This is a genomic window from Cellulophaga baltica (assembly GCF_900102165.1).
Lineage (GTDB): Bacteria > Bacteroidota > Bacteroidia > Flavobacteriales > Flavobacteriaceae > Cellulophaga > Cellulophaga baltica.
In genome coordinates this window covers 1-20,402 of sequence record NZ_FNBD01000013.1, presented here as the reverse complement: position 1 = coordinate 20,402, position 20,402 = coordinate 1, and the positions used below count along the sequence as shown (strand labels likewise).

Below are 20,402 nucleotides of genomic sequence, written 5' to 3'. Positions count from 1 at the left end.
AATATTTTATCTTTGAAAAATAGATAAACTTAGAAAATGATTGTAAAAGAAGTAATTGGAATTTTAGAAGAATTAGCGCCATTAGCTTATGCCGAAGATTTTGATAATGTGGGTCTTTTAGTTGGAGACCAGCAGAATGAAGTTTCTGGCATATTGGTTACTTTAGATACCTTAGAAAATGTGGTAGATGAAGCCATAGCGACTAACTGCAATTTAATTGTAAGCTTTCATCCTATAATTTTTGGCGGACTCAAGAAAATTACGGGTGCAAATTATGTGCAACGTATTGTCATTAAAGCCATTCAGCACAATATTTCTATTTACAGCATGCATACTGCATTGGATAATTCTAATCAAGGAGTTAATGCAAAAATATGTGAAGTTTTAGGCTTAGCAAATACCAAAATACTAATTCCTCAGAAAGGGACTATAAAAAAACTAAGTACGTATGTTCCTAAAAACGATGCCAACCAACTAAAATCGCATTTATATGAAGCTGGCGCTGGCAATATTGGCAATTACAGCAATTGCAGTTTCACGGTAGAAGGTACTGGAAGTTATAAAGCCAATGAAAAAGCAAATCCCGTAAAAGGAGAAATTGGCACCATACATTTTGAAGAAGAAACTAAAATTTCAATCACATTTGAGAAAGCGGCAGAAAAAAATGTTATCAAAGCTTTATTAGAAAATCATCCGTATGAAGAAGTGGCTTATGAAGTAATCACTTTGGAGAATACAAATCAAAATATAGGCATGGGAATGTACGGAATTTTAGCAAATCCGATGACTGAGCATGAATTTATGGAGTTCTTAAAAGAAAAAATGGATGTAAAATGCGTCAGACATTCTAATTTATTAGGAAAACCTATAAAAACAGTTGCTGTTCTTGGAGGTAGCGGCTCATTTGCAATAGGTGCCGCAAAGGCTGTAAACGCTGATGTTTTCATCACGGCCGACTTAAAATACCATCAATTTTATGAAGCAGAAGGCAAAATACTCTTGACGGATATCGGACACTATGAAACTGAGCAGTTTACAAAAAATTTATTAGTTGACTATCTTACGAAAAAAATTCCTAATTTTGCAGTCCGTTTATCGGAAAGCAAAACAAATCCCATCAAGTATTTTTAAAATATGGCAACAAAAACAGAAACAACAGTAGAGCAAAAATTAAGAGCGTTATATGATTTGCAATTAATTGATTCTAGAGTTGACGAAATACGCAATGTAAGAGGTGAATTACCTTTAGAAGTTGAAGATTTAGAAGATGAAGTATTAGGTCTTAAAACTAGAATGGAAAAGCTTAAGACTGATGTTGAGACTATCAATTATGAGATCACTGCAAAGAAGAACTTAATTGATGATGCTAAAACATTGATGAAAAAATATACTGAGCAACAAAAGAATGTTCGTAACAGTAGAGAGTTTAACTCTATTTCTAAAGAGATTGAATTTCAAGAATTAGAAATTCAATTGGCAGAGAAAAACATCAAAGAATTTAAAGCTCAAATAGATCAAAAGAAAACCGTTGTTTCTTCTACGAAAGAGCGTTACTCAGAAAGAGAATCTCACTTAAAGCATAAAAAAGGTGAGTTGAATGCTATTTTAGCGGAAACTGAAAAAGAAGAAAAAGCACTTTTAGCAAAATCTGAAGATTATCAAAATGATATTGAAGAGCGTTTAGTTATTGCTTACAAGCGTATCCGTGCTAATGTAAAAAATGGTTTAGCAGTTGTGCCAATCGAAAGAGGTGCTTCTGGAGGATCTTTCTTTACTATTCCACCACAGGTACAAGTAGAAATTGCTTCTCGTAAAAAAATTATTACAGATGAACACAGTGGTCGTATTTTAGTAGATCCTGTTTTAGCTGAAGAAGAGCAAGAAAAAATGCAAGCACTTTTTGCTAAGTTATAAGCTTAGAAAAATAAAGTCATAAAAAAACCATCTGCTTTGCAGATGGTTTTTTTGTTTTATAGTATCTCATTAAATAAATTCGTAATTTAAAGCACAAAACAATGAAGTATATAACTACATATGTACTGATTCTTGGCTGCTTTATCTTTTACTCACCTATTGCAATGGCTCAAGATATATCAGATTTTAAATGGAAAAATAGGGTTTTACTGCTCATAGACACAGCATCAAACAGCAAAAACATCAAGCAACAAATTCAAGCCTTTGAAGGGCAGCATACAGCTTTTCAAGAAAGAGACATCATCTATTTCATTAGCACCCCAAAAGGCAGCTACGGTAGCGATAAACAGCTACTAAATCTTAGTGGACTTGAAAAATATCGAAAAAAAGATTTTAGCGGATTGATTTTACTAGGCAAAGATGGTGGTATTAAATTAAAAGAACCCTTTGTTGTACCTGTAAAGACTATCATCTCATTAATAGATACAATGCCCATGCGGCAAAGTGAAAAAAATTCGCCTCATTAAAAAAAATTACAACAGGCTAAGTATTAAATTTTCTACTTCCGCACTATTCCATTTTTCTTCAATATTTGGCAAGCTCATCACCTCTTTCATAATAGCCTCTTGAGCATCTCCCTCTGCCAATGCTTCTGCATACGGCCTGTCTGAAAAAGTAACCCTTGAATATACTGGAATCCATTTATCAGGATGTTGTGAAGCAAAATACTTCTCGATTTTCTTTTGTAGTAAAAACTTAGGATCTGCCGTTTTACTACTCATTTCTACAAAATTACGGTAGCTTAATTCTGCTATAGCATCCGCATTAGGCTTACGCACTTTTTCATAGGCTTCAAAAATAGTATGCCAATCGTCTTGGTGCTCCTTAATTAAAGCATCTAACACAAAGATGTCTTCAAAGCCAGCATTCATCCCTTGGCCATAGAAAGGCACTATAGCATGCGCAGAATCACCCACAAGTGCTACTTTATCCCAATAGGTCCATGGAAAACATTTCATCGTTACCATAGCGCTAGTTGGGTTTTTAAAGAAGTCTAACAACAGGTTATCCAAATCCTGCATCACATTAGGGAAATACGTTTTAAAGAAGTCCTTAGCGTCGTCATTGGTTTTAATGTTTTCAAAAGAAACTTCGCCTTCAAAAGGCATAAACAAGGTACAGGTAAAACTACCATCAAGGTTTGGCATAGCAATAAGCATAAACTTACCTCTTGGCCAAATATGAAATGAATGTCTATCTAACTTGTGCGTACCATCTTCATTTGCCGCAATAGTTAACTCTTTGTAACCTACATCAATAAAATCTTGAGAATAATCAAACCTACTGCGTCTTTGCATTTTATGGCGTACTCGTGAAAAAGCACCGTCACAACCAAAAATTAAATCATATTGGTATTCTTGCCATGCTCCTTTTTCGGTCTCTCCTGTAAATAACTTTCCTTCCGGAAGGTCTACATCCCAAACTTTTTCTTCAAATTTAAAAACCACCCCCGCTTCTTCAGCAAGATCAATCATTTTACGGTTTAGGACACCACGTGAAATAGACCAAATAGCTTCTCCTTCTTTACCATATTTTTGATAATATTCTGGTTGGCCCACAACGTGCATGGCACGTTTATCTAATGGGATTGCAATTTTTTTAATTTCCTCTTCAATACCCACTTCATGAAGTGCATTCCACCCCCTATTACTCATAGCTAGGTTTATTGATCTCCCTGAAAATTCTACATTGCGAATATCTGGTCTACGATCAAATACAGTAATATCATGTCCATATTTTTTTAAATATATGGCTAATAAAGAACCAACTAAACCTGAGCCAATAATGGCTACTTTTTTTTGAGTTTGTATCATGTATTCCTAATTCTGGAAAAGTGTCTGCACACTAAGGTAACATTAACCAAAAAATCCTCCACTTTTACTCGCGAAGGATTTTTAGTTTTTATAGGTGTAAAAATATTATTTATTCTAAAATACCATCAACTATTCCGTAAGCAATAGACTCTTCTGCTCCCATCCAATAGTCACGATCAAAATCTTTCATCACTCGGTCATAATCTTGGCCACAATTTTCTGCCAAAATACGTGCACTAAGTTCTTTTGTTTTGATTATTTCTTTAGCTTGAATTTCAATATTAGAAGCCTGACCTCTTGCACCACCACTAGGCTGATGAATCATTACCTGAGCATGTGGCTGAATAAAACGCCTTCCTTTTTTACCAACAGATAATAAAATAGATCCCATTGATGCTGCCAACCCAGTACAAATAGTTGAAACTGGACTTTTTAGCGATTTTATAGTATCATACATTGCAAAACCAGAAGTTACATACCCTCCTGGACTGTTGATGTATAATTGAATTTCTTTATCGTTTTGCATATCGAGATACAATAAACGATCAATTACATGCTTTGCAGAATCGTCATCGACCATTCCCCAAAGGAAGACTTTACGCTCTTCTAACATTTTCTCGTCTATAGCCTCTTGTATTTTTCCTTTTTTTGAACTCATTTTTTTATTTCTTATTGAATATCAAAATTAATCAAAATATCGCTAATTGTTACACTCAAAAACCTAAGGATTTAATTTAAGTAGCTGCAAAAGCCATTATCTTTGTTAAAAAAATGAAAAAATGAAAAAAACAATAGGTTTTACTGCCATTCTTATCCTTCTTTTAGCAAGTTGCAAAACAGATAAAAAAGAAACAAAAGCATCTATCGCCACTCCTGAACTTACTATTCTTGAACAAGTGGCACAGGCCAATGGGTATGAAAATTGGAAAAACGTTAATGAATTAAAATTTACGTTTAATGTAGATCGCGATACGACACATTTTGAACGCTCTTGGGCTTGGAAACCCAAAACAAATGAGGTAACAAGTATTACGAAAGAAGACACCATCACCTATCTCAGAAAAAACAGAGACAGCACGGTAACAAAAACGGATGCCGGCTTTATCAATGATAAGTACTGGCTTCTAGCTCCTTTTCAATTAGTTTGGGATGCCAAGAGTTTTGAGTTTACACATACCGCAGAAAGCGAAGCACCTATCAGCAAAAAACCGATGCAAAAATTAAGCATCGTTTACGATAATGAAGGTGGTTACACTCCTGGTGATGCTTATGATTTTTATTTTGGGGAAGACTACGTCATTCAAGAATGGGTATTTAGAAAGGAAAACCAAAAAGAACCTTCTATGATAACTACTTGGGAAGACTACACCACGATTAATGGCATAAAAATTGCAAAATCTCATAAAATGGACGGTCAAAAATTTGATCTAAATTTTACGGAGATACACATCAATTAAACATCATTTCAATGAGGCTTGTATATCTAGTGATATATAAAAAAGAACCTGATGAATTAAATTACGACCTAAGTAATAGTATTAGAATACAAAAAACCGCTCTTTCGAGCGGTTTCTTTTTATCTATTTAAAACACAGATGTGTTCCAAAAAACTTTAACCCCGTTTTAAATTAGTTACAGGTTTTAATAAAGATCCATCTAGTAAAATCTCTTTCATATAAACCTTCAGCATACGTCACACGGTCTCCAACAGCGTACCGCTTAGAACTAGACCAAGCCGAAACACCATCGCAAGAATCTACTGCAGGCACATCAGTACCGCCACCGTCAACAGCTGGGTAAATAGAATTGGTTCCAGAAATATCAAGGTCAGAAACTTTTGCTTGACGTTGAGACAATACATTACCGTTAAGATCTGTAATTGTAGGCTGTCCGTTTTTAGAAAAAGTATAGCTACCGTACATCATAGTAGAGTTAATATCAAACTGACTTGTAACTAAAGTTGCAGAATTACTTTTGTAAAATTGATCAATAGCATCATTCTGGATATTTTCCTCGTTAATAATGATATAATTATCTCTGTCACTTCTATTCTGCTCGTGAATATACCCTAGTGTATGACCAATCTCATGGATAATCACTACAGCAGTAGCACGTGTTCCTAAACGAATAAATCCATTAGAACCATTCATTCCTAATGTTGCTACACCAGAGTTACTATTAGATCCCGAAGAAGAAATAGTCACATAATTAGATTCATTGGTACGTTCTTTAAAACGAATATTTGTTTTACTCGTCCATTCATCAAAAGATTTCTGTAATTCAGATTGTACGGATGCACTCAATCCTTGGATAGTATATACAACGGTACTATTCGTCCATTTTCTAACACCACCACCTAAACCTAAACGAGTAAGGCCTTCTTCTGGGTTTGGATTTTCATTAAAATCATCAGCACTATCTGTTAGCTGATCTTCGAACAAGCGAACATCACTCCCTGCTAAGCTATACGTACCATCATCTTCTAATCGTACTTTTACTTCAGTACCTAAAAAATACTTGGTTGTAAAATCTGCATCCTGAGTGATTACTGCTTCTTGATCTTCTCCTGTCGTTTCTGTTTCTTTTTGACAAGAAGTCAAGCATAATGCAAGTACCAAACTTGCCATAGCAGCTTGGTACATTCTTTTTGTTTGTTTCATTTTTTCACTTTTAGTTTTCATGTTCATAATAAGTTTTGGGGCTAAAACTCTAGACTATGTACGAACAGAACTAGAAAAATGACGACGAACAGCTTATATTTTCGATGAAATACATGATTTAAAAAATAATAGCAAGACTAAAAATCACTCGAATAAAGCTAAAACAATTTGTAAGCAATTGATAATAGGAACATTACAAATTCTTATACAACGATTATTATAGACTATTTACAATTAGATAATTTTCACAAAAATTAAATCCATTGAGGAAGTTTTCTTCTGAATTTTGAAATTACGGATGCCTTACAGAAAAAAATAGTAGTATTCGTTTCTTATACGCCTCTTTTCCTTTTTAAGATAAAAGATGCTGCTAAAACAATTACAGAACAGACCAGCAAGAGCATGAAGCTTATCCGCAAGGAAAAAGACTCTGCCAAAAAACCCAACACCACAGGACCTAATAAGAACCCTGATACACCTGTTCCTGCAATAAATGCAATTCCTTGAGAAGACGCTACACCTTCTACCTTACCTCCTATCCTAAAGAGTTCTGGTATTATAGCCGAGAACCCTAGCCCTATTAAAGCAAAACCAAGAATGGTTACCCAAAGAATTCCTGAAAGCACTAAAAAATACCCACCTATAGCTAGAAGCGTACCTAAAATTATAATCTTAACAGGGCCAATTTTTGCACTAATACCATCTGCCAGAAACCTACCTAAGGTCATCATGATAGAAAAAGCTAAAAACCCTAATCCGATAAATTTTTCTGGCGCTAAATTAATTTCTTGTAGATAAATTCCACTCCAATCAATTATAGCTCCTTCGCTTCCCATAATTACAAAAGAAATAATCCCCAAGAGAAACAGCGGTTTAAAATTCTTTATCTTAAAGGCTTCTTTTTCTATGGGCGGCGATATGATATGCATATAATTTTTACGTAAGAGCGCACTTGCAATTAACAATAGTGCTACAGTACCACATATATGAAGTACCCTGTTATCTAGAAGTACTATTAAAAAACTACCAATCCCAGCAATAACACCCCCTAAACTAAAAAAACCATGGGCGGCAGACATAAAATTTTGACGGTCTTCTTTTTCAATTTCAGTCACCAAAGTATTCATAGAAATATCTAAAAAACCATTGGCAGCACCATAACAATAAAGCGCCGCAATTAAAGTAAAATAATTAACGGCAATAAATGGCAAAACGGAAGACAGGCAAATTAAAATTAGCCCATACCATACAGATTTGCCTACTCCTATCTTATTAATTAATCTTGACGCTACCGGAAAAATTGTAAAATTACCTAAGGACAGAAAAAAAATCGCAAAACCTAAGCTTGCTTTATCCAAACCAATATCTTCTTTGATCAACGGAATATAGGTTGCCCAGGTTCCAAACAAAATATTTAGCGTAGCAAAAGACCAAGCCGGTGCAAAGTATCGCGGATTAGATAAAATAAGTTGCAGTGACTTCATTTAGTTATTGCCCTAGCCTTAATGCTAAGAATTTTCTTTTTCTAAAGCTAAAATTCCTTTTTTAAGCAATTGTCCAAATCTATACATGTCTTCATAAGAACAGTAAAAAGGTGCTGGTGCCAAACGGATTACGTTAGGCTCTCTCCAATCTGTGATCACTCCATTTTTCATCAAATAATCAAACAAAGATTTACCTTGCCCATGTAAAAAAACAGATAACTGGCAACCACGGTCTTCCGGTGTAATTATTTCAAAGCTACTAGAAACCTCAGCGTCTATTTCGTGAAGTATGTACTCAAGATAAGCTACAATAGTATCTCTCTTTTTAATTAATGCCGGCATCCCTACTTCTTCAAACATTGTTAAGGAAGCTAAGTACGGGGCTACAGATAATATTGGGGCATTACTTAATTGCCATGCGTCTGCATTTTCCATAGGCTCAAACTCCGGCTTCATTAAAAAGCGTGTTTCTTTTTTGGTTCCCCACCACCCTTCAAATCTTGGAATATCTGGGTTATTTAAGTGCCTTTCATTAATATATACTCCGGAGGCATTCCCTGGACCGCTATTCATATATTTATAGCTACACCATGCGGCAAAATCTGCATTCCACTCGTTAAGCTTCAATTCAATATTACCAGCGCCATGTGCCAGATCCCAACCTACAAAAGCACCAACGGCCTGTCCCGCTTTTGTAATTGTTCCCATATCAAAAACTTGTCCGTTGTAATAGTTAACGCCGCCTATAAGCACTAAGGCTAATTCATCTCCTACTTCGTTAATCTTGGCGACAACATCCTCTGTACGCCAATGGTGTTCTCCGTCTCTTTTCTTTACCTCAACAATAGCATCTTTAGGGTCTAATCCATGAAATTTCACCTGACTAGTAAGCATATATTGATCTGAAGGAAAAGCTTTCTCTTCACAAATAATTTTAAAACGTTTTGGCGTAGGCCTATAGAAAGATACCATTAGCAAATGCAAGTTTACCGTAAGGGTGTTCATCACGGAAACTTCTGCCGTCTTTGCACCTACAACTTTTGCCAAAGGGGCTGCTAAGCGCTCATGGTAATCCCACCAAGGCTTTTCCGCATAAAAATGCCCTTCTACCGCTAACTTTGCCCAATCTGTCATTACTTCGGCTACTATAGCTTCCGTTCTCTTTGGCTGTAAGCCTAAAGAATTTCCTGTAAAGTAGATCACCGGCTTTCCATTAACTTCTGGAAAATGAAATTCTTCTCTATAGTTTCTTAAAGGATCTTGTTGGTCTAATTGTTGCGCGTAGGCTAGCGAATTTTCAAATGGCATAAAAAGCTTTTTTTTTATAAAATTACGATTTACAATTGTATTTAGTACGCACAATAAAGATTGACTTCCCTAAGGCAATCGCATTTCTATAATGTGCTTGGTAAAACCGACTTTTTCATAGGCTTTAATTGCGGGCATATTATCTTGATAAACCGTAAGCCTCACCTCTGATAATCCGTTTTCATTTGCCCAAGTTTTTAAAGCTGCTATTATTTTTGCATTGATACCCTTGCCTCTATACTCTGGTTCCGTATACAAAAAACGAATATTTGCATATTGTTGATGTTTTAAGTAAGGTCTTGCCTGCGCCGTTAGCACCATGCCACAAGCAACGACGCTTGCATCATACTCTGCAACTAATACCTGCGCTGTAGTATCTTTTAAAAGTCCCTCCAAATCATAATAGTGCACAGGATTATCTTTTATGGTTACATCACACGGGCGTTCTGCTTCAATAAGGCCTTGCTCAAATAATCGTAATGTAGGGATATCGGTAACAAGAGCTTCCCGAAGTCTAATTGTATTCATCTTTAAAAAGTTTACTTGAAGATACTATTAATATCTATTTTTGTAAAAATTTTTTTACATGCATTTCTTATCTCCATTACTTGAAAATTACATTACAGATCATTCTCAGTCTGAACCTAAAGTGCTACAAGAGCTTACAAAAGAGACGCATTTAAAAGTAATACAGCCTAGAATGATTACGGGTCATTTTCAAGGAAGAGCTCTAAGTTTATTATCTAAAATCATCAACCCTAAAACCATTTTAGAAATTGGCACCTATACTGGGTACTCCGCTATTTGTTTGGCTGAAGGTTTACAGAAGAACGGAACTTTGCATACGATTGATGTTAATGAGGAACTGGTAGAAATGCAGCGTACGTATTTTGATAAAAGCGGATTTGGTTCTCAAATCATCCAGCATACTGGTGACGCGCTTAAACTTATTCCTGCCATGGATGAAACCTTTGATTTGATTTTTATTGATGCAGAAAAAGCAAGTTATGATCACTATTTTGAAACCGTATTGAAAAAAACAAGACCGGGCAGTGTTATTCTTTCTGATAATGTTCTGTGGTCTGGAAAAGTGGTGGAACCCCTGCATCCTAAAGATAAAGTGACAAAAATACTATTGGACTACAATAAAAAGCTAAAAGAAGACCCACGAGTGGAAACGGTTTTATTACCTATTCGTGATGGTTTGACGCTGAGTAGGGTACTATAAATTTTAGATAAATTTTATAAAATAAATTTGCGGATACTATTCCAACAACAGCACCTGTTATTAAATCTACGGGATAGTGTACTCCTACATATATGCGACTAAATGCTAAAAATATAGGCCAGCAATAAAATGCCCAACTCCATTTAAAACGCTCTTTTATGAAGAGGACAACAATAGTCGTTAGTGAAAAGGAAAATGCAGAATGCCCTGAAAAGAAACTAAAGCCATCAGATCCCTTAATAATACGTATTAAAGTATTTAGTTCTGCGTCTGCACTAGGGCGTATTCTCCCAACTAATTCTTTGGTTAATCCTGTTAACAATAGAACAAAAATCAACATTAGAACAGCCGTACTGATTTTTTGGAATTTTTCTTTGGTACTATTCTTATAGATGACCAAAAAAAGGAATGTGATATAAAGTGGAATCCAGGTAGAAATATTAGTAGCAATACTCCAAAACTGATCGTATTTTTCTATTCCTAGGCTATTTAAATAAATAAAAGTTTCCCTATCCCAGGTTAACAATTTATCGAGCATAGTTACTTTCTCTTGATGGTACCCGTAACCTCGTTAATGTTTTCTTTTACTTTATTTATTTCGCTTTTAATATCTCTAGTGAAGTCGGTATTGATGCCTTGCTTATCTGCGCTTTTCTGAATTTCTTGTTTAATATCTTCAGTAGCATCTTTTAATTGACGCATCCCTTTACCCAAGCCACGGGCGATATCTGGAATTTTATCTGCTCCAAATACCATCACCACTATAAAAAGTATGAAGAATATCTCTCCACCACTTATAAATAAAAAATGTGTCGTTAACATGATACAAATATAATCAGAAGTTTGTGAGTCCCATAAAAAAAAAGACTAAAACATAATTCCCCTTTTTAAACATTTAACATATTACAAACCACAATACTAAAAAAACGCATTGCATGAAAAAAGCCTAGAATAAAAAACGGCTGTTTTCATTCTAGGCTTTTAACACCTTAAACTTTATAATTTATAAGCTTAGTCTTCCTGATCGTTTTTAAACTTATCAAAATCTGACTGTTCTTCTTTCTTAGGCCAAGAGTTATTGGTCGTATCAATATCTGCTGTTTCAGCTTTTGGATCTACGACAACACTCGTCAATTCTTTCTGTAATGAAAGCATACGTGTAACCTCTTTTGGGTTCTTTCTCCATATTTGTGGAGGGTATGTAATGTTCTCTTTAGAACCATCTGCATAAGTATACTCTACAATTAATGGCATTGGAATACCTCCTGGTTTCGTAAACGTAACTTCATAGAAAAACTTAGGTTCTTTAACAGCCGTTCTCTCTGCTGGAGTCATGTTATCCATCATAAATTCTTTCAATGGCTTAGAAACTTCTGATGCCATCTTACCTCTTAAAGCATCATCATAATCTTCTGATCCTTCTTCTGCTAAGTATACTAATGGTGGTAAATCTTTTATATCTTGATTTCTAGCCGCAGCATATTCTTTCATTTTTGCCGTTGGCTTATCTGTGACTACATACTTCTTAACATTACCAACCCCTATATCAACAAAGTTAGTGGTATAAAACCAACCTCTCCAGTACCAATCTAAATCTACTGCAGATGCATCTTCCATCGTACGGAAAAAATCTTCAGGAGTAGGGTGCTTAAACATCCATCTTTGAGAATATGTTTTGAAGGCATGATCAAACAATTCTCTTCCCATTACTGTTTCTCTAAGAATATTTAATGCTGTAGCAGGCTTACCGTAGGCATTGTTCCCTAATTGAAATACATTTTCTGGGTTAGACATAATTGGCGATATGTAATCTTGATCTCCACTCATGTAAGGTACAATCTTAGAAGGCTCTCCTCTTCTAGAAGGGTATTTATCATTTGGCGCAATTGCTGCAGGATAAGCTTCTCCAAATTCTTGTTCTGCCATGTATTGCATAAAAGTATCTAAACCTTCATCCATCCATCCCCACTGACGTTCATCAGAGTTTACAATCATCGGGAAAAAGTTATGTCCTACTTCATGTATAATTACACTAATCATTCCGTATTTAACGCGGTCAGAATAGGTACCATCGTTTTCTGGTCTTCCATAATTCCAGCAGATCATAGGATATTCCATTCCTTGATTTTTTGCATGTACCGAAATTGCTTTTGGATAAGGATAATCAAACGTGTGTGAAGAATATGATCTTAAGGTATGTGCTACTGCTTTTGTAGAATATTCTTCCCATAATGGATTTCCTTCTTTTGGATACATAGAAATAGCCATTACATCTTTGCTACCTACTTTTACCGCTTGCATGTCCCAGATAAACTTTCTTGACGTTGCGAAACCAAAATCACGAACATTTTCAGCTTTCAGCTTCCATGTTTTTGTTTTTTCAGAAAAACCTTTTTCTGCTGCTTCCGCCTCTGCTTGTGTAACGATGATTACTGGCTTATCATAAGATTTTTTAGCCAACTCATAACGCTTCATCATTTCTTTAGAGAAAACCTCTTTTGTATTCTGAAGTTCTCCAGTACCATCTAAAATATGATCTGCAGGTACAGTAATATTTACTTCATAATCTCCAAAAGGAAGTGCGAATTCGCCATTCCCCCAGAATTGATGGTTTTGCCATCCTTCTACATCACTATAAACTGCCATTCTTGGAAAAAACTGTGCAATTACATAAGCACGGTTCCCATCTTCAGGAAAATACTCATAACCAGAACGTGCTCTGCTTACGGTATGATCTGGAATATTATAGTTCCATTTTACTTTTATAGAAACTTGAGCTTTACTTTTTAATGGTGATGGTAAATCTACACGCATCATGGTTTGGTTGATGGTGAAAGGTAATGCTTTACCATTTGCATCCTTCACGTACTCAATATTAAAACCACCATCAAAAGGTGCCGTCATAAAAGTTCCAGTAAAACGTTCTACAGTACTTGCAAAAGGTGCTGCTGACCCATTTCTTAAATCAGACTTCGTATCTTTTGTACGTACGTTTTGATCTAATTGCAACCACAAAAACTCTAGATCATCAGGAGAATTGTTGGTATAGGTGATGGTTTCTTCACCAAAGATTTTTGCATTTTTATCATCTAGCGTAATATCCATCTTATAATCAGCTTGCTGCTGGTAGTAATTAGGACCTGGAGCTCCAGATGCAGATCTGTACGTATTCGGAGTTGCAAACTCTTCGTACATCTGTTTGAATTCATTAACATTGCCATGTGGCGCTGATTTTTCTTTAACTTCTGTGTCTTGTGCGCTTAGAACACTTGCAAACACAAACAAAAGTGCTGTGAAGTAGTACTTAATTTTGCTCATTTCTCGAATTAATTAATTTAGTCGCTAGAAAATTAAAGCTTTTTTAAGAAATTGTTAACGTATTAATCTAAGTTTAACATTCCTTTATTATTTTCACGGGTAAGTACAAAACTCTTCTTCTTGCCAGGAAATTTAAAATGGACCACATTTTGTTGCTCGTCAAACATATCTACAAGAACCTCATTTGTGGCTGCTATAGATTTTATTTTAGCGTAATTAACCTTAGGTACTTCTAAGTAGACTACAACAACATCATTATCATACTTTTTACCAATGAATTTGTATTTTTGTTGCTCCTGATTTATCGTGAGGATGAATTTTGATCTTATGTATTTTTCAATATACACCTCCATATCTTTTAGTTCATTTTCAGTAGCCATCCTTCCTTTAATTCCGTAGCGCTCATTCAGCGTTTTCTCTAAATCATCAATAAAAATACGCGAGGTAATTTGTAGCGCCTTATCTTTTTCTGAGTACGCAATATTGGTCACGGTTACATAAAATTTATGCGCTGCAGTAAATGCTAATAAAGGGAATAGTAAAATTAAAATAAGTTTCTTCAGTGGTTTCATAATATATAGTATGCTTCTTTTTATGAGTCAATTTAGCAAAGCTTGTGCCAAAGATAAAGCTAATCTAGTTTATTCTGTTTTTAGAAATACTATGCTTTTACGCTCTAAAAACTCCCAAACAAGTAATTGATCTTCTGATTTTAATAGTGCGTCAAAATTCTCATCTGTTTCGCAAAAATATACAAACTCATGTAGTTGTAGGTCTGGAATTTTAAGGTTTTTAGTAATAATAGAATCTGGGTAATAAGCCATTAGTTGCGCAACCATGTTATTCTTTTCCTCTCTGACAATACGTTCTTTCAACATTTTCGTACGACCCGAAATTCTATTTAAGATTTTATGTGTATTTATAGCAAAACCTAGCGGGAGAACTTTAATCATGGTACCCCGATCTGCCTCCAATAATTTCCGCTCATTGTAGGTCATTTTCACCACATGAGTATTGGGCAAACCTAAAGTAGAAGAAGACACCACAGACTGCTTTAATCCGTGCGCATCTTTAGTTAAATCTCCTGATAAATTATAGGGCATCACCACCACTTCTTGCAATTCATTTTCAGCCTCTTCTAAAGGAACTAGAAGCTGCTTGCTTTCTAAAATAGCTTGGGTGATTATGATTTCTTTGTTTTTCAATTGTACGGACGAAAATACGACCGTATCCGATAAACGTACCGCAAGCGCAAAGAAGCCATAGCCATCTGTAATCGTTGCCCTCTTGGTAGAAATATTTTGCACATGAATGCCTGCTAATTCTGAATTTACCACCTGCACATTCCCTTCTAAAGTCACTTGATGATCTTGTGCTTGCATCCCCATTGCTTGGAACAGTATCAGTATAACAAGATATTCTTTAGCGCTTTTTCTCACGGTTGTAGGCTATTAAATTAGGGGGTTTCTATGTTGTTATTTTCCCGATACACTTTACTTTTCTTCTTAAGAAATTCCCATATCCTAATTTTATTGTGCGTATCAACAACACTCGAAAACGAGTCATCTACTTCACAGAAATATAAAAAGTCATCAATCTTTAAAGCGGGAATTTTTAATTCCGTTACATAAAGGGTATCCGCATAAAAAGCTCTCACTCTTTCTGTTCGCGCATATTTTTCATCGCGTTTTACACGGTCTTTAAGCATTTTGGTTCTACCCGTTATGGCATTAATTATCGGGTTTACAGGTATCAAACCACCACCTGTGGTAGCTTCATTGAGTTTACGCTCACCCTGTGTTTTTTTCTTCACGTATGCATTGGGCAATCCTAAGGTAGCAGCAACGACTACCGGTTCACTGCGCATATCTTGAGCTAGATTACCTGTTAAATTATAAGGCATGACTACTACCTCCTTCAATTCATTTAATGCAGGATCTAGGGTGATATAAATAGTTTTGCTGGTGAGAATCTCTGCGGTAACAATAATTTCTTTTCGTTGAAATTGAATGGCCGAAAAAACTAGGGTATCCTTTAAGCTTGCTGAAATCTTAAAAAATCCGTCAATATCAGTAATCGCAGCTTTTTTGGTAGAAACATTGAGTACATGCGTTGCTGCAACATCGCCATCGGCACTAGAAACCTTCCCTTCTATATCTTTTGAAAAAACACCCTGTGCTTGCCCGTAAAAACTAGCTGCAAAGCATATAAAAACAAGCGTATGTTTTAATTTTCTAATCAAAAGCTTAGGGATAAAAGTTTGTTTAAATTTATCATGAAATAAGGATTAATCTAATTCATAATTCTTTCGGTAAGCCATGCTTTTATGTAGCATAAACTCCCAAATACTTAAGTTATCTTTCTTATCAATTGCTGCAAAAGAGGAATCTATCTCGCAGAAATACATAAAGTCATTAATCTTATCTGCAGGTATTTTCAATTGCTTTACATAGAGAGAATCATGATAGGCTTTTCGAATAAACTCCGTACGCGTATATTTTGCTTCGCGCTCACTAATTAGACGCAGCCTCTTAGTTTCACCCGTCAAAGCATTGAGTGCGGTTAGTAAAGGTCCTCCTGATCTTGCAGAAAAAGCTTTGCGTTCCGCTTGGCTCATTTTCTCGACAAAAGCATTAGGCAATCCTAAACTTGCTGCCGTCAGGGGCGGGTCAATTTCAATCCTATTCATGTCTCTACCCAACTGGCCACTTAGATTAAAGGGCATAACCACTACCTCATCTAAGGCATTTAAAGAGGGTTCTAAGTTAATATTTAACGATTTACTGGCTAGTAATTCTTTAGTCATTACAAGCTCTTTACGCTGAAACTGTACTGCTGAAAAAACTAAGGTATCATTTAAACGCGCCGTAATGGTAAAAAAGCCATCAATATCTGTAATCGCTGCTTTTTGTAAACTAATATTTAATACATGTGTAGCGGCTACATCACCATCCGCACTAGATACCCTACCTGCTATTTCTTTAGAAGCAGTGTCTTGTGCGTACAAACTTGCAGCACAAATAAAAAAAAAGGCGCTATAGAGACTAGTTTTTATCATCTAGTTGTGCGCGAAAATCTTTACTTGCATTCACTAGAAAATCAATCAGTTCAAACTCATTGGTTTTTTTAAGTAGCGATTGTTCTGGCAAACGCGTATCACAATAGTATAAGAACTGCGTAATTTTATCTTGCGGCAATTGCAAATCAGACACAAAGAATTGATCATCATACACTTGACGCAGTACATCACTCACTTTTAATCTAGGCGCAGCTTCTGTAGTGGCACCATCTTCATTTTTAATTCCTTTTTTGATAGCTTTAAAAATATTTACAAAATTGATTCCGTTTTGCATACCGCGCTCTTGATCAGACATGGCTATATTTTCTACTCTTGAAGTTTCATCTATACCATACTCGTATTTTTTAAACTCTTCATTCTTTACAATAAGAAATGCTTCTTGGTTTTCAGGACCTACTACTACCTCATCAAGTTCGGTTACTTTTTCATTCACCTCAACAACAAGCCTGTTATTGGCTATAATTTCAGGAGTAATAATAACGCGTTTCATCTGGTAATTCAATGCCGTAAATACAAGCTCATCTCCTACTTTAACATTAATACCAAATTCGCCATCCGTATTCGTAATTACTCCTAATTCGGTATTTACATTTATAACATTTTCATTTTGCACATTACTATTGCGGTACATTACTTTACCTCGCAAAAAGGTACGGTCTTGGTCTTGCGCAAAACTTTGCGCTATTGAGAAAGTAAGTAAGCATATAAAAAGTATAATTTTTTTCATAAGGTTCTTTTATCTAAGAAATACGTAGTGTTAAAAACCTTACTCGTTTTCCAATATTGAACAAGGGTCGTATCATTACAAGTTAAAGTTAAGTATAAAGGAAATATAAGTTGCCCTCAAAAAAAAATAATGCACCATTAAACTTTTGTTAATTTAGCAGATCAAAAAATACTACAAATTGAAAAATTTACTACTTGCTAGCACATCTACGCTTCACGGAGAACCATATTTGGCTTATCTTTTAGAAACTTTAGAAGATTTTTTTAAAACGGTAACCACGGTTACCTTTATTCCATACGCTAGACCAGGAGGCATTACACATGACGCATACACGGCTCTAGTTGCAAAAGCATTTGCTACGATAAACAAAAAAGTAGTGGGCTTGCACACCCATAAAGATCCTGCAAAGGGCATCCAAGAGGCAGAGGCCTTCTTTACCGGAGGCGGCAACACCTTTTTATTGGTACAGCAATTACATGAACTAGGACTAATGAAGCCGTTGAAAAGCAAAATTTTGACAGGTGCACCGTATTTTGGCACTAGTGCAGGAAGCAATATTGCAGGTGTAAATATGCAAACCACCAATGATATGCCTATTGTATATCCATCAAGTTTTGAAACATTAGGACTTGTACCATTCAATATCAACGCACATTATTTAGATCCGGACCCTACCAGCACTCATAATGGCGAAACTAGAGCCACTAGAATTAAGGAATTTCATTGCTTTAATAGTACTCCTGTAGTTGGGCTACGCGAAGGAAGTTTCATTCATATTCAAGACAAAAATACTACACTAAAAGGAGCGTTCAAAGCAAGAATTTTCGAGCAAAATAAAGCTCCGTATGAGGGAATAAACCTACACTTTTAATCATGATTACACATTAAAAACTTTGGTCTTTTACAGAGCTATTCCTTAACTTTCAACCAGTTAAACTAGAGCAATTGCATTTCATCCTAAAAAAGTGGTGAAATCTTTATATAATTGTAGTTTTATCAAAATAACCCCTATTAAGTTCTTACACTTATGCGCAATTTTTATTTCAAAACAGTTGTAATTATAGCCTTTCTATTTCTTGGATCAGGACAGCTACAGGCCCAAGTAAAAATAGGAAACAACCCTCAAACCATAAACCCATCCTCCTTATTGGAACTAGAAAGTATTGACAAAGCTTTTGTTGTTTCAAGAGTAACCAATGCTCAAATGAATGCCATTACCCCTCTTGAAGGTGCCATGGTGTACAATACCGAGGAACAATGTATCCATTATTATGATGGCTTACAGTGGATTAATATTTGTGAAGCATTTGGTGACACCTTAACGTTTACTAGTGAGGCATTAGAAAATCCTGGTAATTTTGAATCCATTAGCATCACTAAAACGACAGATACAAATTATAATTTTGAAGTAGGTTTATTAAATGCTTCTAACATTCAAGATGGCACCATAGGCACTACAAAATTAGTAGACGGCGCCGTTACCTTAAATAAAGTAGCTGATAACGCTGTAAACAACAGTAAAATTCAGAATGGAACCATACAACCTGGAAAGATGGCGGCAGGCCTACCTAATACTATCTTACAAACTAACGCAAGTTCGTTCGTTGAATGGGCTCCTTTAAATGTTGATAATGTTACCGGAAAAGATCTTACGGCCGGTGACACTTCAATTGTGGTAACTAACGGTCTTGGCGCCACACTCGTAGAATCAAATGTGCGCGTAGCAGATGCGGGAATCACCACTATTAAACTTGGTCCCGATGCTGTAACTACCGATAAGATTTTAAATGAAACCATACTTTCTGAAGATATTCTAGACGGTACTATTGTGGAAGCTGATGTCGCAGATGATGCGATTACGAATGCAAAACTTGCAGACAATGCGGTAAATACTTTAGAACTTGCAGATGATGCCGTAACTACGGATAAGATAGGAACAACAGGATCTACAGACGGCAATAGAGTTTTAGGAACAGATATTAATGGAAACCCTGAATGGCAAGATGCTGTAACTATAGCCGCCAACTTAGGCGAAGATGTTACTTCTACAAACGGTTCTATTACAGGTACTGCTCTCGATGCCGCCTTAGTAGCTATGGATCTAGAGATAAAAGCAGATGACCTTACTATAGAAGTAAATCCTGATAATGTTACTGGAGTTCAAGTAAAAGATGACGGAATTACAAGTGCCAAAATTTTAAATGAAACTATCGTATCTGAAGATATTTTAGATGGCAGCATTGCAGACGCAGATCTTTTAGATAGAACGATTACGCCTTCTAAGTTAGCCGACGGCACGACAGCTGGTGAAATATTAAGATATGACGGTACGGACTGGGTGCTTGCCGACCAATCTACATTGGCAATTACGGAAGTAGATGGTTTTATAGGCAATGAAGTCGTGGGACCAACTTTAGGAAATACCACTTTAACGCTAAACGGAGTTGGGAACACTGCTGACCCTTATACTTTAGTGGTAAGCGCAAATGGAATTACCACGAATGAACTAGCGGATGATGCTGTGACTACAGATAAAATTACAGACAATAATGTTACGCTTGCTAAATTGGAAGACGGTACTGCTGCCGGACAATTGATGCAGTGGGACGGAACTGATTGGGTCTTAGTTGATGATTCTGCACTTACCATCACGGAAATTGATGGAATTATTGGAAACGAAATTGTTGATGTAACTAATACTACATTAACTCGTACAGGAACGGGAGTTGTTGGTGATGAATTTACTGTTGCTGTAGCCACTGAAGGAATTACAACAAATGAACTAGCGGATGATGCTGTGACTACAGATA

21 protein-coding genes are annotated in these 20,402 nt (G+C 35.8%); 7 read left to right on the top strand and 14 right to left on the bottom strand.

Features of this window, described 5'->3' with window-relative positions; translation table 11 throughout:
• Positions 1-36 precede the first annotated feature (36 nt).
• The 3 genes from BLQ19_RS17660 to BLQ19_RS17650 all read left to right on the top strand — a co-directional run bounded on the left by BLQ19_RS17660 (position 37) and on the right by BLQ19_RS17650 (position 2,441).
• Positions 37-1,131 carry a Nif3-like dinuclear metal center hexameric protein gene (locus BLQ19_RS17660; protein WP_074539222.1) on the top strand — a complete coding sequence of 365 codons (1,095 nt, stop codon included), beginning with the start codon at positions 37-39 and terminating at the stop codon, positions 1,129-1,131.
• 3 nt (positions 1,132-1,134) lie between these two features.
• Entirely contained in the window at positions 1,135-1,914 is a 780-nt protein-coding gene (locus BLQ19_RS17655) for a zinc ribbon domain-containing protein (protein WP_024481629.1), read from the top strand.
• Positions 1,915-2,015: 101 nt separating this feature from the next.
• On the top strand, positions 2,016-2,441 hold the full coding sequence (locus BLQ19_RS17650; protein ID WP_074539221.1) for a DUF4174 domain-containing protein: 426 nt from the start codon (positions 2,016-2,018) through the stop codon (positions 2,439-2,441).
• Positions 2,442-2,447: 6 nt separating this feature from the next.
• Here the strand turns inward: BLQ19_RS17650 and BLQ19_RS17645 are convergent, their stop codons facing one another.
• The gene (locus BLQ19_RS17645; RefSeq protein WP_024481631.1) at positions 2,448-3,788 is read right to left on the bottom strand and encodes an FAD-dependent oxidoreductase; all 1,341 of its coding nucleotides are present in this window, start codon (positions 3,786-3,788) and stop codon (positions 2,448-2,450) included.
• A 109-nt stretch (positions 3,789-3,897) separates the two neighbouring features.
• The gene (locus BLQ19_RS17640; protein WP_024481632.1) at positions 3,898-4,446 is read right to left on the bottom strand and encodes a ClpP family protease; all 549 of its coding nucleotides are present in this window, start codon (positions 4,444-4,446) and stop codon (positions 3,898-3,900) included.
• Between the two features lie 121 nt (positions 4,447-4,567).
• Between BLQ19_RS17640 and BLQ19_RS17635 the strand changes: the two genes are divergently transcribed.
• Complete coding sequence (locus BLQ19_RS17635) at positions 4,568-5,245, top strand: hypothetical protein (protein WP_074539220.1); 678 nt, start codon at positions 4,568-4,570, stop codon at positions 5,243-5,245.
• Positions 5,246-5,416: 171 nt separating this feature from the next.
• Here BLQ19_RS17635 and BLQ19_RS17630 read toward each other — a convergent pair whose 3' ends face one another.
• The 4 genes from BLQ19_RS17630 to BLQ19_RS17615 form a co-directional block, all read right to left on the bottom strand.
• Positions 5,417-6,448, bottom strand: coding sequence for a M12 family metallopeptidase (locus tag BLQ19_RS17630; protein ID WP_175444448.1), 1,032 nt, complete (start codon positions 6,446-6,448; stop codon positions 5,417-5,419).
• Between the two features lie 332 nt (positions 6,449-6,780).
• Positions 6,781-7,932, bottom strand: coding sequence for an MFS transporter (locus BLQ19_RS17625; RefSeq protein ID WP_024481635.1), 1,152 nt, complete (start codon positions 7,930-7,932; stop codon positions 6,781-6,783).
• Between the two features lie 24 nt (positions 7,933-7,956).
• Positions 7,957-9,240: a kynureninase gene (kynU, locus tag BLQ19_RS17620; protein WP_074539218.1), complete on the bottom strand. Its 1,284-nt coding sequence runs from the start codon at positions 9,238-9,240 to the stop codon at positions 7,957-7,959.
• A 69-nt stretch (positions 9,241-9,309) separates the two neighbouring features.
• Complete coding sequence (locus BLQ19_RS17615) at positions 9,310-9,768, bottom strand: GNAT family N-acetyltransferase (protein ID WP_074539217.1); 459 nt, start codon at positions 9,766-9,768, stop codon at positions 9,310-9,312.
• A gap of 58 nt (positions 9,769-9,826) precedes the next feature.
• On the opposite strand from BLQ19_RS17615, the gene BLQ19_RS17610 reads away from it, so the two are divergent.
• Positions 9,827-10,468 carry an O-methyltransferase gene (locus BLQ19_RS17610; protein ID WP_074539216.1) on the top strand — a complete coding sequence of 214 codons (642 nt, stop codon included), beginning with the start codon at positions 9,827-9,829 and terminating at the stop codon, positions 10,466-10,468.
• On the opposite strand, the gene BLQ19_RS17605 is transcribed toward BLQ19_RS17610, so the two are convergent.
• The 8 genes from BLQ19_RS17605 to BLQ19_RS17570 all read right to left on the bottom strand — a co-directional run bounded on the left by BLQ19_RS17605 (position 10,431) and on the right by BLQ19_RS17570 (position 17,592).
• Complete coding sequence (locus BLQ19_RS17605) at positions 10,431-11,006, bottom strand: phosphatase PAP2 family protein (RefSeq protein WP_074539215.1); 576 nt, start codon at positions 11,004-11,006, stop codon at positions 10,431-10,433. The genes BLQ19_RS17610 and BLQ19_RS17605 overlap by 38 nt on opposite strands.
• Before the next feature lie 2 nt (positions 11,007-11,008).
• Positions 11,009-11,290 (bottom strand): Sec-independent protein translocase subunit TatA/TatB, encoded by a 282-nt coding sequence (locus BLQ19_RS17600; RefSeq protein WP_024481640.1) that lies wholly within the window; start codon positions 11,288-11,290, stop codon positions 11,009-11,011.
• A gap of 189 nt (positions 11,291-11,479) precedes the next feature.
• Positions 11,480-13,786 carry a M1 family metallopeptidase gene (locus tag BLQ19_RS17595; RefSeq protein ID WP_074539214.1) on the bottom strand — a complete coding sequence of 769 codons (2,307 nt, stop codon included), beginning with the start codon at positions 13,784-13,786 and terminating at the stop codon, positions 11,480-11,482.
• A 62-nt stretch (positions 13,787-13,848) separates the two neighbouring features.
• Entirely contained in the window at positions 13,849-14,358 is a 510-nt protein-coding gene (locus tag BLQ19_RS17590; RefSeq protein WP_074539213.1) for a DUF6702 family protein, read from the bottom strand.
• A gap of 69 nt (positions 14,359-14,427) precedes the next feature.
• Positions 14,428-15,225: a carboxypeptidase-like regulatory domain-containing protein gene (locus BLQ19_RS17585; RefSeq protein ID WP_139150282.1), complete on the bottom strand. Its 798-nt coding sequence runs from the start codon at positions 15,223-15,225 to the stop codon at positions 14,428-14,430.
• A 17-nt stretch (positions 15,226-15,242) separates the two neighbouring features.
• On the bottom strand, positions 15,243-16,028 hold the full coding sequence (locus tag BLQ19_RS17580; protein ID WP_254788419.1) for a carboxypeptidase-like regulatory domain-containing protein: 786 nt from the start codon (positions 16,026-16,028) through the stop codon (positions 15,243-15,245).
• 45 nt (positions 16,029-16,073) lie between these two features.
• Complete coding sequence (locus BLQ19_RS17575; protein WP_074539211.1) at positions 16,074-16,844, bottom strand: BamP family beta-assembly machinery protein; 771 nt, start codon at positions 16,842-16,844, stop codon at positions 16,074-16,076.
• Positions 16,831-17,592 (bottom strand): BamP family beta-assembly machinery protein, encoded by a 762-nt coding sequence (locus BLQ19_RS17570; RefSeq protein WP_024481646.1) that lies wholly within the window; start codon positions 17,590-17,592, stop codon positions 16,831-16,833. The genes BLQ19_RS17575 and BLQ19_RS17570 overlap by 14 nt, the downstream gene beginning before the upstream one ends.
• A 178-nt stretch (positions 17,593-17,770) precedes the next feature.
• Between BLQ19_RS17570 and pepE the strand changes: the two genes are divergently transcribed.
• Positions 17,771-18,463: a dipeptidase PepE gene (gene pepE / locus BLQ19_RS17565; RefSeq protein ID WP_074539210.1), complete on the top strand. Its 693-nt coding sequence runs from the start codon at positions 17,771-17,773 to the stop codon at positions 18,461-18,463.
• Between the two features lie 156 nt (positions 18,464-18,619).
• A partial coding sequence (locus tag BLQ19_RS17560) for a phage tail-like protein (protein ID WP_217637586.1) occupies positions 18,620-20,402 on the top strand: 1,783 nt, incomplete at its 3' end.